Raw genomic sequence first — 15,265 nt, forward strand, 5'->3', positions numbered from 1 at the left:
CCTAGGAACCGCGACAACTCTTCACGCTTGGCCAGCGCGTCCCGCCGCCCCAGCTCGATCAACTCGCTGCAATACCCCGCCTCGAACAGCAAGTAACTCAATACCCCCGCCCCGCTCGTCTTGGTCGCCCCCGGCCCACGCAAGAACAAGCGCAGTGCCGCCGGCAATTCCTGACGGTGCCGTGCCGCGATTTCGTCGATTGGCTGACTCGGTGCAATCACCAGCACTTCCACCGCCGCCACGCCAGGCGCGGCGTGGCTGTACTGATTCAAGCGCTCCAGCAACTCGATATCGCTTTCCAGGCTGTCAATGAACGTGCTGTTGAGCATGTGCCCGCCAATCTGCGCCAGAGTCGGCTCCTGGCCGGTGTAGGTACGCTGCGCCGCCGGTTCATTGCCGCGCGGGTTGCCGCTGACGCCGACCACCAGCACACGACTGGCGCCCAGGTGCAACGCCGGGCTGATCGGCGCCGATTGCCGCACGGCGCCATCACCGAAATACTCCTGGTCAAGTTTGACCGGGGCGAACAGCAAGGGAATCGCGGAGCTGGCCAGCAGGTGTTCAACCGTCAATTGAGTGGGCATGCCGATACGACGGTGGCGCAACCAGGCATCGATAGTGCCGCCGCCCTGATAGAAGGTCACTGCGTGGCCGGACTCGTAGCCGAAGGCGGTCACCGCCACCGCATGCAGATGTTTGGTGCGAATCGCTTCATCGATGCCAGGCAAGTGCAGCTTTTCCTTGAGCAGCGCTTTCAGCGGCGTGCTGTCGAGCAGCGCCACCGGCACCTGCGCGCCAAGACCGAGGAGGCTGTGGATAAAGAAGCGACTCGCTTGGCGAATCACTCCCGGCCAATCACTGCGCAGCACCAGATGACTGCGAAAACCCTGCCAGAACGCGGTAAGACGTTGGATCGCGGCCCTGAAGTCCGTAGCGCCACTGGCCAGGCTCACCGCGTTGATCGCGCCGGCCGACGTGCCGACGATCACTAAAAACGGGTTAGGCGCCCCCGGCGGCAACAGCTCGGCAATCGCCGCCAGTACCCCCACCTGATACGCCGCTCGCGCCCCGCCGCCGGAAAGAATCAAGCCTGTAACCGGTTCAGCTGGGCGCATTGCGTCACTCCATGTGGGGAAATGTCTGTCTTATCGGCGGCGTTTTTCGTACAGCTTAGGCTCACCCGGCGGCCGGCTCTTGAAGCGGCGATGGGTCCATAGGTATTGCTCAGGGCATTCACGCACCGACACCTCGACCCACTGGTTGATGCGCAAGCAGTCAGCCTCATCGCTCTCGCCAGGGAAATCGGCGAGCGGCGGGTGGATCACCAGACGATAACCGCTGCCATCAGCCAGGCGTTGCTGGGTGAACGGCACCACCAGCGCCTTGCCCAGCTTGGCAAACTTGCTGGTGGCAGGCACGGTGGCGGCCTGGATGCCGAACAGCGGCACGAAAATGCTTTGCTTGGCGCCGTAGTCCTGGTCCGGTGCATACCAGATGGCACGCCCGGCGCGCAGCAGCTTGAGCATGCCGCGCACGTCTTCGCGCTCCACGGCCAGGGAGTCGAGGTTGTGGCGTTCGCGGCCACGGCGTTGGATGTAGTCGAACAACAGGTTGCCGTGCTCGCGGTACATGCCATCAATGGTGTGCTTCTGCCCCAGTAGCGCGGCGCCGATTTCCAGGGTGGTGAAGTGCAGGGCCATGAGGATCACGCCCTTGCCGTCCAGTTGGGCCTGCTTGAGGTGCTCCAGGCCTTCGACATGGGCCAGCCGCGCCAGGCGCTGGCGCGACCACCACCAGCTCATGGCCATTTCAAAGAAGGCGATGCCGGTGGAGGCAAAGTTTTCCTTGAGCAAGTGTTTGCGCTCTTGGGCGGATTTTTCCGGGAAGCACAGTTCCAGGTTGCGTGCGGCGATGCGGCGACGCTCGCCGGCCACGCGGTACATGCCGGCGCCCAGCAGCCGACCAATGGTCAGCAGCGCGCGGTAGGGCAGTTGGGTGACCAGCCACAGCAGCCCGAGCCCCAGCCATAACAGCCAGAAACGCGGGTGAAAAAATACAGCTCGAAAACGCGGGCGATCCATTACAGATTCCGGTAAAGACAAGGGCCGCGCATTCTACAACGGTTCGACTCGGCTTGCGGCGGGTGAGTGTTCTCGTTATAAGTCTCGACACTTTTCGTGACAAGCCGCTTTTGCCGACCATGAGCCAAACCGAACCGCTAGACCAAGATCCCGTGTTCCAGCTGAAAGGCAGCATGCTCGCCATCACCGTGCTGGAACTCGCCCGTAACGACCTCGACGCCCTGGACCGCCAGCTCGCCGCCAAAGTCGCCCTGGCACCCAACTTTTTCAACAATGCCCCGCTGGTGCTGGCCTTGGACAAACTGCCCGCGGGCCAAGGCGTCATCGACCTGCCCGGCCTGATGCGTGTTTGCCGCTCCCACGGGCTGCGTACCCTGGCGATTCGCGCCAGTCGTATCGAAGACATTGCTGCAGCGATCGCCATTGAACTGCCAGTACTGCCACCGTCCGGCGCGCGCGAACGTCCGCTTGAACCACTGGTCGGTGAAGAGAAGAAAAAACCGGAGAAGCCACCGGAGCCTGCGATCAAGCCTACAAAGATCATCACCTCGCCCGTAAGGGGCGGCCAGCAGATTTACGCCCAGGGCGGCGACCTGGTGGTGATCTCTTCGGTCAGCCCAGGGGCGGAACTTCTCGCCGATGGCAACATCCATGTATACGGCCCGATGCGCGGACGTGCCCTCGCCGGCATCAAGGGTGATACCAAGGCCCGTATTTTTTGCCAGCAGTTGACCGCTGAGCTAGTGTCCATCGCAGGCCAGTACAAGGTTTCAGAAGATTTGCGCCGTGATCCGCTGTGGGGGGCTTCGGTGCAGGTCAACCTGTCGGGCGATGTGTTGAACATCATCCGTCTTTAACGGATACTGCCGCATTTTCCAAGCATCTCTAGACTCTGATAGCACAGCGAAACCGGCATTACTTATGTAGGAATTATTTTTTCCTACAAGGCTGTCCGCCTGCAGCGAGTTCCAAGAGATGTTTTTCAGGGACCGAAATGTCCTTTTTCCTTAGGGGTGAAACACCTTGGCCAAGATTCTCGTGGTTACATCCGGCAAGGGTGGTGTGGGTAAGACCACCACCAGCGCCGCTATCGGTACCGGTCTCGCGCTGCGCGGCCACAAGACAGTTATCGTCGACTTCGACGTCGGCTTGCGTAACCTCGACCTGATCATGGGCTGCGAACGCCGCGTGGTGTATGACTTCGTCAACGTGGTCAACGGTGAAGCCAACCTGCAACAGGCCCTGATCAAGGACAAGCGCCTTGAGAACCTGTACGTGCTGGCCGCCAGCCAGACCCGTGACAAAGACGCGCTGACCAAAGAAGGCGTAGGCAAAGTCCTGGCCGAGCTGAAGGAAACCTTCGAATACGTGGTCTGCGATTCGCCGGCCGGTATCGAAACCGGTGCTCACCTGGCCATGTACTTCGCCGATGAAGCCATCGTCGTGACCAACCCGGAAGTCTCCTCCGTACGTGACTCGGACCGCATGCTGGGCCTGCTGGCCAGCAAATCCAAGCGCGCCGAAGAAGGCCAGGACCCGATCAAGGAGCACTTGCTGCTCACCCGCTACAACCCGGAGCGCGTCAGCAACGGCGAAATGCTTGGCGTTGAAGACGTGAAGGAAATCCTCGCCGTGACCCTGCTGGGCGTGATTCCAGAATCCCAGGCCGTCCTGAAGGCTTCCAACCAGGGTGTTCCGGTGATTCTTGACGACCAGAGCGACGCCGGCCAGGCGTACAGCGATGCCGTCGATCGCCTGCTGGGCAAGACCGTGGAACACCGCTTCCTCGATGTCAAGAAGAAGGGATTCTTCGAGCGTATCTTTGGAGGCAACTAAACAATGAAATTTCTCGACTTCTTTCGCGCCAACAAAAAGCCAAGTACCGCGTCGGTAGCGAAAGAGCGTCTACAGATCATCGTGGCGCACGAACGCGGCCAACGCAGTACACCGGACTACCTGCCAGCCTTGCAGAAGGAACTGGTCGAGGTGATCCGCAAGTACGTCAATATCGGCAACGATGACGTGCATGTCGCCCTGGAAAATGACGGCAGCTGCTCGATTCTGGAACTCAATATCACCCTGCCTGATCGTTGATCGAACAGGCGGCCGCCACGGCGGCTCGTTCACCCTGATCCCTTTTTTGGGCGCCGGGTGGGCGAGCCGCCGTTGGCGTTTGTTACGAGGCTGTTTAATGCCGCTGTCCAACATTCATATCCTGCATCAGGACGACGCCGTCCTGGTGGTGAACAAGCCCACCCTGCTGCTTTCGGTGCCTGGCCGCGCCGACGACAACAAGGACTGCCTGATCACCCGCCTGCAGGAAAACGGCTACCCGGAAGCCCGTATCGTCCATCGCCTGGACTGGGAAACCTCAGGCATCATCCTGCTGGCCCGTGACGCCGACACCCACCGCGAACTGTCCCGCCAGTTTCACGACCGTGAAACCGAAAAGGCCTACACCGCCCTGGCCTGGGGCCAACCGGAACTGGACAGCGGCAGCATCGACCTGCCCCTGCGCTACGACCCGCCGACCAAGCCGCGCCACGTGGTGGACCACGAGTTCGGCAAGCATGCGCTGACCTTCTGGAAAGTGCTGGAACGCTGTGGCGACTGGTGCCGCGTAGAGCTGACGCCGATCACCGGGCGTTCGCACCAACTGCGTGTGCACATGCTCTCCATCGGCCACCCGTTGCTGGGTGATGGCCTGTATGCCCACGAACAAGCCTTGGCTGCCTGGCCGCGGTTGTGCCTGCACGCGAGCATGTTGAGCTTCACCCATCCGCAAAGCGGCGAGCGTCTGCGCTTCGAATGCCCTGCGCCGTTCTAACGCTGCAAATGCATTCAATGTGGGAGCTGGCTTGCCTGCGATAGCGGTCTATCTGTGCCAAATGTATTGGCTGATACACCGCTATCGCAGGCAAGCCAGCTCCCACAGTAGTTTGTGTGGTGCTCAAGAAGGTAGCTTCACGCCAAATCGCGAGCCAATACGGTAAACTCCGCGCACTGCTGTCTGGAGCTATTTATGCGCGAAGCGTTGAATCAAGGCCTGATCGACTTCCTCAAGGTCTCCCCTACTCCTTTTCATGCCACTGCCGCCCTGGCCCAGCGCCTGGAAGCGGCCGGTTACCAGCGTCTCGACGAGCGCGAGACCTGGACCACCGAGGCCAACGGTCGCTACTACGTGACCCGCAACGATTCCTCGATCATCGCCTTCAAGCTCGGCCGCCATTCGCCGTTGCAGGGCGGTATCCGCCTGGTCGGTGCCCACACCGACAGCCCGTGCCTGCGGGTCAAGCCCCAGCCTGAGCTGCAACGCCAGGGCTTCTGGCAACTGGGCGTGGAAGTCTACGGCGGCGCGCTGCTGGCGCCGTGGTTCGACCGCGACCTGTCCCTGGCTGGCCGCGTAACCTTCCGCCGTGACGGCAAGGTCGAAAGCCAGTTGATCGACTTCAAGCTGCCCATCGCCATCATCCCCAACCTGGCCATTCACCTGAACCGTGAAGCCAACCAGGGGTGGGCGATCAATGCCCAGACCGAGCTGCCGCCGATCCTCGCGCAATTTGCCGGTGACGAGCGCGTGGACTTCCGCGCCGTGCTCACCGAGCAGCTTGCACGGGAACATGGCTTGAACGCCGATGTGGTGCTCGACTATGAGCTGAGCTTCTACGACACCCAAAGCGCTGCGGTTATCGGCCTGAACGGCGACTTCATCGCCGGCGCACGCCTGGATAACCTGCTGTCGTGCTACGCGGGCCTGCAAGCCTTGCTCACCAGCGACAGCGAAGAAACCTGCGTACTGGTGTGCAACGACCACGAAGAAGTCGGCTCCTGCTCGGCGTGCGGTGCCGATGGCCCGATGCTGGAACAGACCCTGCGTCGCCTGTTGCCGGAAGGGGATGAGTTCGTACGCACCATTCAGAAATCCCTGCTGGTGTCTGCGGACAACGCCCACGGCGTGCACCCCAACTACGCCGAGAAGCATGACGCCAACCACGGCCCCAAGCTCAACGCCGGCCCGGTGATCAAGGTCAACAGCAACCAGCGCTACGCCACCAACAGCGAAACCGCCGGGTTCTTCCGCCACCTGTGCATGGCCCAGGAAGTACCGGTGCAGAGCTTCGTGGTGCGCAGCGACATGGGTTGCGGCTCTACCATCGGCCCGATCACCGCCAGCCATCTGGGCGTGCGCACCGTAGACATCGGCCTGCCGACGTTTGCCATGCACTCCATTCGTGAACTGTGCGGTAGCCATGATTTGGCGCATCTGGTGAAGGTGCTGGGCGCGTTCTACGCGAGCCGCGACTTGCCCTGATGTGGCATGGCGTTGATGTGTTTCTGATACACATCAACGCCACTTCCTGCAAACCGACCTAGACTTGTCAGTATTCCCACTCCGACAAGGCTGTCGCACTATGATCTCCATGTCCTCCTTCCACGCCATGCTTATCCCGATCCTGATCGGCATGATCATGCTCGCCGTGGGCTTCAACTTCCGTGACAAGCCCCTCGGTGTGTTTGGCATGTGGATTGGCATGCTGCTGATCCTGGGCACCGTGGTGTACAAGATCCTCGCAAAACTGGCTGAATGACGATTGCACTCGTACACTCGGTCAACTCGTCGTTTCCAAGGTTGACCGCCTCGTGCTTTCCCGTCTGTTTGCCCTGCCCTGCTACTGCCTGATCGCCCTGCTGACGCTGCTGCCGCTGACACCTGCCCACGCCGTGGGCTTGCCCGGCTTGCTCGGCAACACCAACAAGACCCAGCCCCAGGCCGAAGTGCCGCTGGGGCAGTCGTTGGACGAGGTGATCAAGACCTTGGAAAACGACCAGCAACGTACCCAATTGCTGAGTGACCTGAAAAAGCTGCGCGAAGCCACGAAAAAAGCTCAACCGGCCGCGGAAGAAGGCGTGCTGGGGTTGATCGGCGGCACCCTGGCGAACCTGGAAGCGCAGTTCTCTGGGGCCGACAGCCCGCTGGGGCGCTGGTCCAATGAAATCGACCTGGCCAAAGAAGAACTCAGTGCGCTGATGCTGCCAGCCAACGAATGGCTGCCGATCATTTTCGGTTTTGCCCTGATCCTTGCCGTGTGGAGCCTACTCGCCGCGGCGCTGATCTGGCTCAGTCACCGCGTGCGCGAACGCTTCGGCCTGCCCGAAGAACTGCCGCAACACCCGCGTACCTGGGACATGGTGCGTTTTGCCCTGCGTAAACTCGGCCCATGGCTGATCGCCTTGGTGATCACCGTGTACCTGAGCTACGCCCTGCCCTCGTCCCTGGGCAAATCCCTGGCGATGGTGTTGGCCTACGCACTGGTGGTCGGCACCTGTTTCTCGGCGATCTGCGTGATTGCGTTTTCGGTACTCGACGGCCCGCATCGCCATCGAGCGCTGTATATCCTGCGTCACCAAGCTTTCCGCCCACTGTGGTGGATCGGCAGTTTTGCCGCCTTCGGTGAAGCCCTGAGCGACCCACGACTGGTCGCAGCACTTGGGCAACACTTGTCCCATACCGCCGCGACCGTCGCCAATGTGATGGCGGCGTTGTCCACTGGCGTGTTCATCCTGCGTTTCCGCCGGCCCATCGCCCACCTGATTCGCAACCAGCCGCTGTCACGCCGCCTCACACGCCGCGCCCTCAGCGACACCATCGAAATCATCGGCTCCTTCTGGTATATCCCCGCTTTGCTGCTGGTAGGCATTTCGCTATTCGCCACCTTTGTCTCTGCTGGCGATACCAGCACGGCATTGCGTCAGTCGCTGTTGTGTACGGTGCTGCTGGTGTTGTGCATGGTGATCAACGGCCTGGTACGGCGTCACTCCCTCAAGCCGCAACGCGGGCACAAGCGCCATGCGCTGTACTCCGAACGCCTGAAGAGCTTCGTCTACACCCTGGCCCACCTTATCGTATGGCTGGTGTTTATCGAGCTGGGCCTGCGGGTGTGGGGCCTGTCGCTGATCCGCTTTACCGAAGGCGACGGCCATGAAGTCAGCGTCAAGCTGTTCGGGCTGGCCGGGACCCTGCTGTTTGCCTGGTTGATCTGGATCCTCAGCGACACCGCGATTCATCACGCCCTCACCCGCTCGCGCAAAGGCCTGGCCAATGCCCGTGCACAGACCATGATGCCGCTGATCCGCAACGTGCTGTTCGTGACCATCTTCATCATCGCCGCCATCGTCGCCCTGGCGAACATGGGCATGAACGTCACGCCGCTGTTGGCGGGTGCTGGTGTGATCGGCCTGGCCATCGGTTTCGGCGCACAGTCCTTGGTGGCGGACTTGATCACCGGCCTGTTCATCATCATCGAAGACTCCCTGGCCATCGATGACTACGTGGATGTCGGTGGTCACCTCGGCACCGTCGAAGGCCTGACCATCCGCACCGTGCGCCTGCGTGACATCGACGGCATCGTGCACACCATCCCGTTCAGCGAGATCAAGAGCATCAAGAATTACTCGCGGGAGTTCGGCTACGCGATCTTCCGCGTGGCCATCCCCTACAACATGGAGATTGACGACGCCATCAAGCTGATGCGCGATGTCGGCCAGAAAATGCGCAACGATCCGCTGCAGCGCCGCAATATCTGGTCACCGCTGGAGATTCAAGGCGTGGAGAGCTTCGAGTCGGGCAGCGCGATCCTGCGCGCGCGATTCAAGACCGCACCGATCAAGCAGTGGGAAGTGTCGCGGGCGTTCAACCTGTCCCTCAAGCGTCATCTGGACGAGGCCGGGCTGGACCTGGCTACGCCGCGCCTGAGCGTGCAGGTAGTAACCGCTGGTACTGTGCAGGAGAAAGATCAACAACAATAAACTCAGGAGAGGTCCTTATGCGTTTAACCGGTCTGACACAACCGTGGGTTTTCGGCGCGCTGTGCGCCGTTGCCAGCAGTGCCGTGATTGCCGCCAGCAGCGGCCAGGACAGCGCCCGTGAGGAAATTGCCACCCAGGCAAAAGCCCTTGAGCCGGCGCTGCTGGAAACCCGACGCGACATCCACGCCCACCCGGAATTGGGCAACACCGAAATCCGCACGGCCGAACTGGTTGCGAAACAACTGCGCGACCTGGGCCTTGAGGTAAAAACCGGCGTCGCCCGTACGGGCGTCGTTGCAGTACTGAAAGGCGCCCTCCCCGGCCCCACCGTGGCCCTGCGCGCCGACATGGACGCGCTGCCGGTGAAGGAAGTCGCCGACCTGCCCTTCGCCTCCAAAGCCAAAGGGACCTATCTGGGCAAGGAAGTCGACGTGATGCACGCCTGCGGCCACGACGCCCACGTCGCCATCCTGCTGAGCACGGCGAAAATCCTGACCGGTATGCGCGAACGCCTGCCGGGCACTGTGGTGTTCTACTTCCAACCGGCCGAGGAAGGCCCGAGCGACTTCATCCCCGACGGCAAAAATACCTGGGGCGCCAAAATGATGGTGCAGGAAGGTGTGATGAAGGCGCCCAAACCGGACGCGGTGTTCGGCCTGCATGTATGGGCCGGTGTGCCCGCCGGGCAGATTGCCTACCGTCCTGGACCGACCCTGGCCAGCTCGGACGATTTGCGCATCAAGATCCTCGGCAAACAGACCCACGCCGGCCGCCCTTGGGACGGCATCGACCCGATCACCGTGGGCGCGCAGACCATTGTCGGCCTGCAGACCGTGGTCAGCCGCCGCACGGATATCTCGTCATTCCCGTCGGTGGTGAGCATCGGCACCATCAATGGCGGCACGCGTTACAACATCATTCCGGAGTCGGTGGATATGACTGGCACCATTCGCTCCTACGACTACGGTATCCGTCAGAAACTGCACGCGGACGTGCGCCAGACCGTGGAAAAAATCGCCGAAAGCGGCGGCGCCAAGGCCGAAGTCACCATCATCGAGAAGTACGATCCCACCATCAACAACCCGGCGCTGACCGAGAAGATGCTACCGAGCCTGCGTTGGGCGGCCAAGGATGATGTGGTACAGGGCCCACTGGTGGGCGGTGCTGAGGACTTCTCGTTTTATGCCAAGGAGGCACCGGGGCTGTTTGTGTTCCTGGGGGTGACGCCGAGGGATCAGGACATGAGCAAGGCGGCGCCGAACCACAATCCGGGGTTCTTTGTGGATGAGTCGGCGTTGGTGGTGGGGGTGAGGACGTTGGCGTCGTTGGCGACAGATTATCTCTATACCAACTAACCGCCGAGATGGTTTCCTGTGGTGGGCAGGGTTGGCGGGCGAGCGGGCTTGACCTGTGGTGAGCGGGCTTGCCCCGCGCGGGGCTGCGCAGCAGCCCCTAAAAAGCCGGGAGCGCTTCGCACTCCAGCGCGAGCAAGCTCGCTCACCACAGAAACTCGTTCACCACAGAAGCTCGCTCACCACAGTAGGCCCCCCCGACTCAGCCCGCGAGCGCAGCCCCGTCCATCTTCTGGCGCAAGCTCAACGGACGCATATCCGTCCAGACTTCTTCAATGTAGGCCAGGCATTCTTTCTTCACGCCGCTCTTGCCCACGGTGCGCCAGCCTTCCGGAACGGCCTTGTAGTCGGGCCAGATGGAATACTGTTCTTCGTGGTTGACCACTACCTGAAACAGGATGTCGTCGCGGTCAAATACTGAGGTCATTGCTGTTCTCCATCGCTAAAAGGCTGGCTGCGCACCGTGCGCAGCACTGATATCTGTAAAAACGTACCAAGCCTGCAAAAAATTAGAGGTTGGCGACCGCCGCCGCCAACGCACGTCCGAAGATGTCCGCCACTTGGTCGACTTCAGCCGCCGTGATCACCAGCGGCGGCAGGAAACGCACCACACTGCCGTGCCGACCACCGAGTTCCAGGATCAAGCCGCGCTTTAGGCATTCACGCTGTACCAACGGCGCCAGTTGGCGATGCACAGGCGGATGACCCTGAATGTCTAGTGGGCCATTTGGGTCCACCAGTTCGACACCCAGCATCAGCCCCCGACCGCGAATATCCCCCAGGTGTGGGAAGTCGCGTTGCAGAATGCGCAGGTGTTCGCCCAGGCGTTCGCCCATGGCCGCCGCGTGACTGGCCAGGTCGTGGTCCTTGAGGTAGCGCATCACCGCCGAGCCCGCCGCCATCGCCATCTGGTTACCACGGAAGGTCCCGGCATGGGCGCCCGGCAGCCAGGTGTCGAGCCAGTCGCGATACACCACCACCGCCAGTGGCAGGCTGCCGCCGATGGCCTTGGACATCACCACCACATCCGGGATGATGCCGGCGTGTTCGAAAGCAAACATCTTGCCGGTACGACCGAAACCACTCTGGATTTCATCGACGATCAACGCCACGCCCGCCTGCTCGGTGATACGGCGCAGGCCACGCAGCCAGTCGAGATCCGCCGGAATCACACCGCCCTCGCCCTGCACCACCTCGACAATCACCGCCGCCGGCAGTAGCACGCCCGCTTCCGGATCATTCAGCAGGTTTTCCAGGTAATGCAGGTTGACCCGCACGCCCTCCGCGCCACCCAGGCCAAACGGGCAACGGTAGTCGTAGGGGTATGGCAAAAACTGCACGCCATTGCCGAGCAAGGCACCCAAGGGTTTCTTCGGCCCCAGGCTGCCCATCAGGCTCAAAGCGCCTTGGCTCATGCCGTGGTAACCACCCTGGAAGGACAGCACCGTGCTACGGCCAGTGGCAGTGCGTACCAACTTCAATGCAGCTTCCACCGCATCGGTGCCAGTAGGTCCGCAGAACTGGATTTTCGCTTCCCGCACTAATGCGGGCGGCAACAAGCCGAACAGGTCCTGTACGAACTGATCCTTGACCGGCGTCGTCAGGTCCAGGGTGTGCAGGGGCAATTCATCGGCCAGCACTTGCTGGATCGCCTCGATCACCACCGGGTGGTTATGCCCCAGCGCCAAAGTGCCCGCACCGGCCAGACAGTCAATGAAGCGGCGGCCTTCCACGTCTTCCACGTAGAGGCCCTTGGCGCGCTTAAGCGCCAGGGGGATGCGTCGCGGGTAGCTGCGGGCATTGGATTCCTGCTGGCGCTGGCGGGCGAGCAGCGGGGTTTCGTCGAACTGGTAAAGCGTTTCCTGCACCGGGGCGTCTTCGATACGGCTGGTAGCGACTGACATTTCTCGATCCCTCAATACGCTGATGATGGTGACCAAACTGCCGATCCGCTGGCGTCTGGCCCAAGGGGCATGCGCACGGATTTCCTGTTCTGGAAACGCACCAGCATCAGGAGGATTTACTCCTCCGGTCGCGAAAAACCCTCAACCGCACAGCCCGTGGTACTTTTCATTCAACGCATAAAGAATCGCGCAGGTCTGCGCGTCCATAAGCCCAGAATAATCCCCCGGGCGAAAGTGCATCTGAAACGCTCGCGTGCGCTGTTCAAACCCCTGCCGATTCTTTGCAGGCGCATACCCATAGCGCTGAAACGCACGCTCCACCTCGACTTCCGACGGCAACCCCAGGCAGAAGCGGCGTTGATACATCGCCTGGGTCGCGTCATCAAACCAGGCCCCCACTCCGGCGTCATGCAAGCGCCGCCATGGCAGACGCGGCCCCGGATCACTCTTGCGGCTGAACGCCACGTCCGAATGCCCGAGAATGTCGGTAGGTCCAATCTGTGGATAACGCCCAAGGATGTCGCGCACCAGAGCAATCAACACCTGGATTTGTTCTTCACCATAGGCTGGAAAGGTGAACACCCCGTCGTCATCCAGTGCCAGGTTGACGATTTCGATGCCAATCGAGCGGCTGTTGAGATTGTCGCGACCTGCCCAGTGGCTCGCCCCGGCATGCCAGGCGCGCTTGTCCTCTTCCACCAACCGAAACACCCGCAACTCCTCATAGCCTGCGGCGCGGTAGCTGGGATCGCCTGGGTCGGGCAGCAGGTAGTGCGCACTCACACCGTCCTGGGTCAGGGTGCGCAGGGAGGAGCCAAAAGGCACCGCTGTGTAATGCACGATCACCTGCCGCACGGGTTCGCCGTTGCGCTCGTTGAAGCCTTTGGCAGGGAAGCTTGTATCGATGACCAACATAAGAACCGTCCTTTTCAATACAGGCCGAGTCGTTCAGCCCGCTCAAGCGCAAAAAATTACCGCCATCCTGAAGGCTTGATCCTCAGGAGGGCGGTAACTATGTGGCACTTGAAAGAAAAGTAATCAGCGCCGCAGCGGCATGCCCAATTCGACGCGCAGGCCATCCGGCTGGCTGTCGAACTTCAAGGAGCAGGAGCAGCGCTGCACGATCGCTTGCACGATCGCCAGGCCCAGCCCGCAGCCTTCGCTGTTGCCATTGCGCCAAAAGCGTTGGGTCAGGTATTGCAGGTCCTCCGGCGAAATCTGCTTGCCGTGGTCACGCACGCAGAACACCACGTTATCCGCCTCGATCAATACGCGCAGTTCCACCCGCGTGTCCGCCGGCGTGTGGCGCAAGGCGTTGTCCAGCAGGTTGCGCAGGGCCGCAACCGCCAGGCCCACCGGCATTTCCACCGGGGTAACCGAGAGGTTATCCGGCAGGATCAGGTCGATGCGCGAGTTATCACCGGCATTGGCATCCTGGATGGCCAGCCGTGCCACGTCCTCGGCACTGGAGTGCATGCCATCGTCAAATGACAGGTTGCCCTCCACCCGCGCCAGCAGCAGCAATTGCTCCAGGGTGCGATGCAGGCGGTCAGCGCCTTCCTCGGCGTGGGCCAGGGATTGGTCGCGGGCTGCGCCGTCGGTCATGCGCGCCACTTGCAGGTGGGTCTTGATCGCTGTCAACGGGCTGCGCAGTTCATGGGCGGCGTCGCCGGTCAGGCGGCGTTCGCGCTCGATGGTCTTGGCGATGCGTTGCAACAGTTGGTTCTGGGTGTCGAGCAGTGGCTTGAGTTCGCTGGGCAATGGGTGGATCTGCAGCGGTTCCAGGGAGTCCGCACTGCGCCGCATCAGAGCGTCACGCATGCGGTTGAGCGGCAGCAGGCTCTGACCGATGCCCAGCCACAACAGGCACAGACAGCCGAGCATTGCCACACCCACCGGCACCGAAGCGGCCAGCAGAATCGACAGGTTCAACGCCTCACGCTCCACCTGACGGTCGGCGGTGGTGATCAACAGGTCGCCACGGGATAGCGTGAAGCTGCGCCAATTCACCCCATCGATCACCTGATCACGAAAGCCACTCTGGCGCGATTCCAGGCCTTCATCCGGCGTGGCATGACTGCGCGCCAATACTTCGCCACGCAACGAACTGACCTGGCACGCCATGCCACCCGGCACGTTGAGTTGTGCCCCATGGAAATGCGCGCCGCCACTGACACTGGCCAGGCCCGGCATCTGCTCGGTCAGCCCCGCCACCATGCGCGCCGATGCCACCAGGCGTTGGTCGAGGGAGAACATCATCTGGTTGCGCAGATCGTTGAGCATCCAGGCTGCCGCCAGGGCCCAGATCAACACAAAAGCGGCGCCCAGCTTGAACGTCAGGCGCAGGCGCAGGCTTTTCACGATGCGTCCTCGCCCCCATCCGCAGGGCCCAGGCGATAGCCCAGGCCGCGCACGGTCTCGACAATACCATTGCCCAATTTGCGCCGCAGGTGGTGGATATGCACGTTGAGGGCGTTGCTTTCCAACTCGTCGTTGAAGCCGTAGACGCTGTCCTTCAGTTGTTCACTGGACAGCACCCGGCCCTTGTTGTGCAGCAGGGCTTGCAACAGCGCCTGTTCGCGGCGCGACAGGTCCACCGGCTCGCCGCCCAGGAAGGTCTCGCGGCTGCTGGGGTCGTAGGCCAGGCGGCCATGCTCGATCAGGTTGACGCTGCGCCCCGCCACCCGACGCAGCAGGGTTTGCAGGCGGGCAGCGAGTTCGCGCAGGTCGAAGGGTTTGAGCAGGTAGTCATCGGCGCCGGCTTGCAGGCCGTCGACACGGTTGGTCACCGAATCCCGCGCGGTGAGGATCAGCACCGGAATCTCCAGGCCCTGGCTGCGCTGTTGCTGCAGCAGCTTGAGGCCGTCTTCGTCCGGCAGGCCGAGGTCGAGCACCATGATGTCGAACGTGGCCGCCCTGAGCATCGCGCGCGCAGCACCCGCCGTGGCCACGTGTTCGACGGTGAAACCTTGGGCGGTGAGGCCGGCCACAATGCCGCTGGCGATCAGTTTGTCGTCTTCACAGACCAGTACGTGCATGGTGAACCCTTCATGAAAGATGGGGAGATTAAAGGGGCAGCGGATTAAGCGCAGATTATGCCGCTAAACACCCCACACTCAAT

15 protein-coding genes are annotated in these 15,265 nt (G+C 61.8%); 8 read left to right on the forward strand and 7 right to left on the reverse strand.

Features of this window, described 5'->3' with window-relative positions:
• On the reverse strand, window positions 1-1,115 hold a 1,115-nt coding region (locus tag WH299_RS26950; protein WP_339551816.1), incomplete at its 3' end, for a patatin-like phospholipase family protein.
• A 30-nt stretch (window positions 1,116-1,145) separates the two neighbouring features.
• Window positions 1,146-2,081: a lipid A biosynthesis lauroyl acyltransferase gene (locus WH299_RS26955; protein WP_123474430.1), complete on the reverse strand. Its 936-nt coding sequence runs from the start codon at window positions 2,079-2,081 to the stop codon at window positions 1,146-1,148.
• Between the two features lie 119 nt (window positions 2,082-2,200).
• Here WH299_RS26955 and minC point away from each other — a divergent pair, with 119 nt between their 5' ends.
• The 8 genes from minC to WH299_RS26995 all read left to right on the forward strand — a co-directional run bounded on the left by minC (window position 2,201) and on the right by WH299_RS26995 (window position 10,243).
• The gene (gene minC / locus WH299_RS26960) at window positions 2,201-2,938 is read left to right on the forward strand and encodes a septum site-determining protein MinC (RefSeq protein WP_028617277.1); all 738 of its coding nucleotides are present in this window, start codon (window positions 2,201-2,203) and stop codon (window positions 2,936-2,938) included.
• Window positions 2,939-3,104: 166 nt separating this feature from the next.
• Entirely contained in the window at window positions 3,105-3,917 is an 813-nt protein-coding gene (gene minD / locus WH299_RS26965) for a septum site-determining protein MinD (protein ID WP_003175251.1), read from the forward strand.
• 3 nt (window positions 3,918-3,920) lie between these two features.
• Entirely contained in the window at window positions 3,921-4,175 is a 255-nt protein-coding gene (gene minE / locus WH299_RS26970; protein ID WP_003175252.1) for a cell division topological specificity factor MinE, read from the forward strand.
• 97 nt (window positions 4,176-4,272) lie between these two features.
• Entirely contained in the window at window positions 4,273-4,908 is a 636-nt protein-coding gene (locus WH299_RS26975) for an RluA family pseudouridine synthase (protein WP_005789965.1), read from the forward strand.
• Between the two features lie 195 nt (window positions 4,909-5,103).
• Window positions 5,104-6,393 (forward strand): M18 family aminopeptidase, encoded by a 1,290-nt coding sequence (locus tag WH299_RS26980; RefSeq protein WP_028617280.1) that lies wholly within the window; start codon window positions 5,104-5,106, stop codon window positions 6,391-6,393.
• Window positions 6,394-6,493: 100 nt separating this feature from the next.
• On the forward strand, window positions 6,494-6,670 hold the full coding sequence (locus tag WH299_RS26985; RefSeq protein WP_010208820.1) for a hypothetical protein: 177 nt from the start codon (window positions 6,494-6,496) through the stop codon (window positions 6,668-6,670).
• A 52-nt stretch (window positions 6,671-6,722) separates the two neighbouring features.
• Window positions 6,723-8,888: a mechanosensitive ion channel family protein gene (locus WH299_RS26990; RefSeq protein WP_123474432.1), complete on the forward strand. Its 2,166-nt coding sequence runs from the start codon at window positions 6,723-6,725 to the stop codon at window positions 8,886-8,888.
• Between the two features lie 17 nt (window positions 8,889-8,905).
• Window positions 8,906-10,243, forward strand: coding sequence for an amidohydrolase (locus tag WH299_RS26995; RefSeq protein ID WP_126570985.1), 1,338 nt, complete (start codon window positions 8,906-8,908; stop codon window positions 10,241-10,243).
• A gap of 199 nt (window positions 10,244-10,442) precedes the next feature.
• On the opposite strand, the gene WH299_RS27000 is transcribed toward WH299_RS26995, so the two are convergent.
• The 5 genes from WH299_RS27000 to WH299_RS27020 all read right to left on the reverse strand — a co-directional run bounded on the left by WH299_RS27000 (window position 10,443) and on the right by WH299_RS27020 (window position 15,182).
• The gene (locus WH299_RS27000; protein WP_339551818.1) at window positions 10,443-10,667 is read right to left on the reverse strand and encodes an MbtH family protein; all 225 of its coding nucleotides are present in this window, start codon (window positions 10,665-10,667) and stop codon (window positions 10,443-10,445) included.
• 82 nt (window positions 10,668-10,749) lie between these two features.
• Window positions 10,750-12,144 carry an aspartate aminotransferase family protein gene (locus WH299_RS27005; RefSeq protein WP_339551820.1) on the reverse strand — a complete coding sequence of 465 codons (1,395 nt, stop codon included), beginning with the start codon at window positions 12,142-12,144 and terminating at the stop codon, window positions 10,750-10,752.
• 141 nt (window positions 12,145-12,285) lie between these two features.
• Complete coding sequence (locus WH299_RS27010; protein WP_126570987.1) at window positions 12,286-13,059, reverse strand: N-acetylmuramoyl-L-alanine amidase; 774 nt, start codon at window positions 13,057-13,059, stop codon at window positions 12,286-12,288.
• A gap of 123 nt (window positions 13,060-13,182) precedes the next feature.
• Window positions 13,183-14,505, reverse strand: a complete 1,323-nt coding sequence (locus tag WH299_RS27015; protein ID WP_028617286.1) for an ATP-binding protein — start codon at window positions 14,503-14,505, stop codon at window positions 13,183-13,185.
• Window positions 14,502-15,182, reverse strand: a complete 681-nt coding sequence (locus WH299_RS27020; protein WP_323624203.1) for a response regulator — start codon at window positions 15,180-15,182, stop codon at window positions 14,502-14,504. Before WH299_RS27020 ends, WH299_RS27015 begins: the two co-directional genes overlap by 4 nt.
• Between the last annotated feature and the right edge of the window lie 83 nt (window positions 15,183-15,265).

Origin of the sequence: Pseudomonas sp. MYb541 (genome assembly GCF_037479595.1) — a bacterium.
GTDB classification, from domain to species: Bacteria; Pseudomonadota; Gammaproteobacteria; order Pseudomonadales; family Pseudomonadaceae; genus Aquipseudomonas; species Aquipseudomonas canadensis.

Coding starts and splice junctions, on each gene's coding strand:
- WH299_RS26955 (WP_123474430.1), bottom strand. CDS start 2,081: ATGGATCGCCCGCGTTTTCGAGCTGTATTTTTTCACCCGCGTTTCTGG.
- minC (WP_028617277.1), top strand. CDS start 2,201: ATGAGCCAAACCGAACCGCTAGACCAAGATCCCGTGTTCCAGCTGAAA.
- minE (WP_003175252.1), top strand. CDS start 3,921: ATGAAATTTCTCGACTTCTTTCGCGCCAACAAAAAGCCAAGTACCGCG.
- WH299_RS26975 (WP_005789965.1), top strand. CDS start 4,273: ATGCCGCTGTCCAACATTCATATCCTGCATCAGGACGACGCCGTCCTG.
- WH299_RS26980 (WP_028617280.1), top strand. CDS start 5,104: ATGCGCGAAGCGTTGAATCAAGGCCTGATCGACTTCCTCAAGGTCTCC.
- WH299_RS26985 (WP_010208820.1), top strand. CDS start 6,494: ATGATCTCCATGTCCTCCTTCCACGCCATGCTTATCCCGATCCTGATC.
- WH299_RS26995 (WP_126570985.1), top strand. CDS start 8,906: ATGCGTTTAACCGGTCTGACACAACCGTGGGTTTTCGGCGCGCTGTGC.
- WH299_RS27000 (WP_339551818.1), bottom strand. CDS start 10,667: ATGACCTCAGTATTTGACCGCGACGACATCCTGTTTCAGGTAGTGGTC.
- WH299_RS27005 (WP_339551820.1), bottom strand. CDS start 12,144: ATGTCAGTCGCTACCAGCCGTATCGAAGACGCCCCGGTGCAGGAAACG.
- WH299_RS27010 (WP_126570987.1), bottom strand. CDS start 13,059: ATGTTGGTCATCGATACAAGCTTCCCTGCCAAAGGCTTCAACGAGCGC.
- WH299_RS27020 (WP_323624203.1), bottom strand. CDS start 15,182: ATGCACGTACTGGTCTGTGAAGACGACAAACTGATCGCCAGCGGCATT.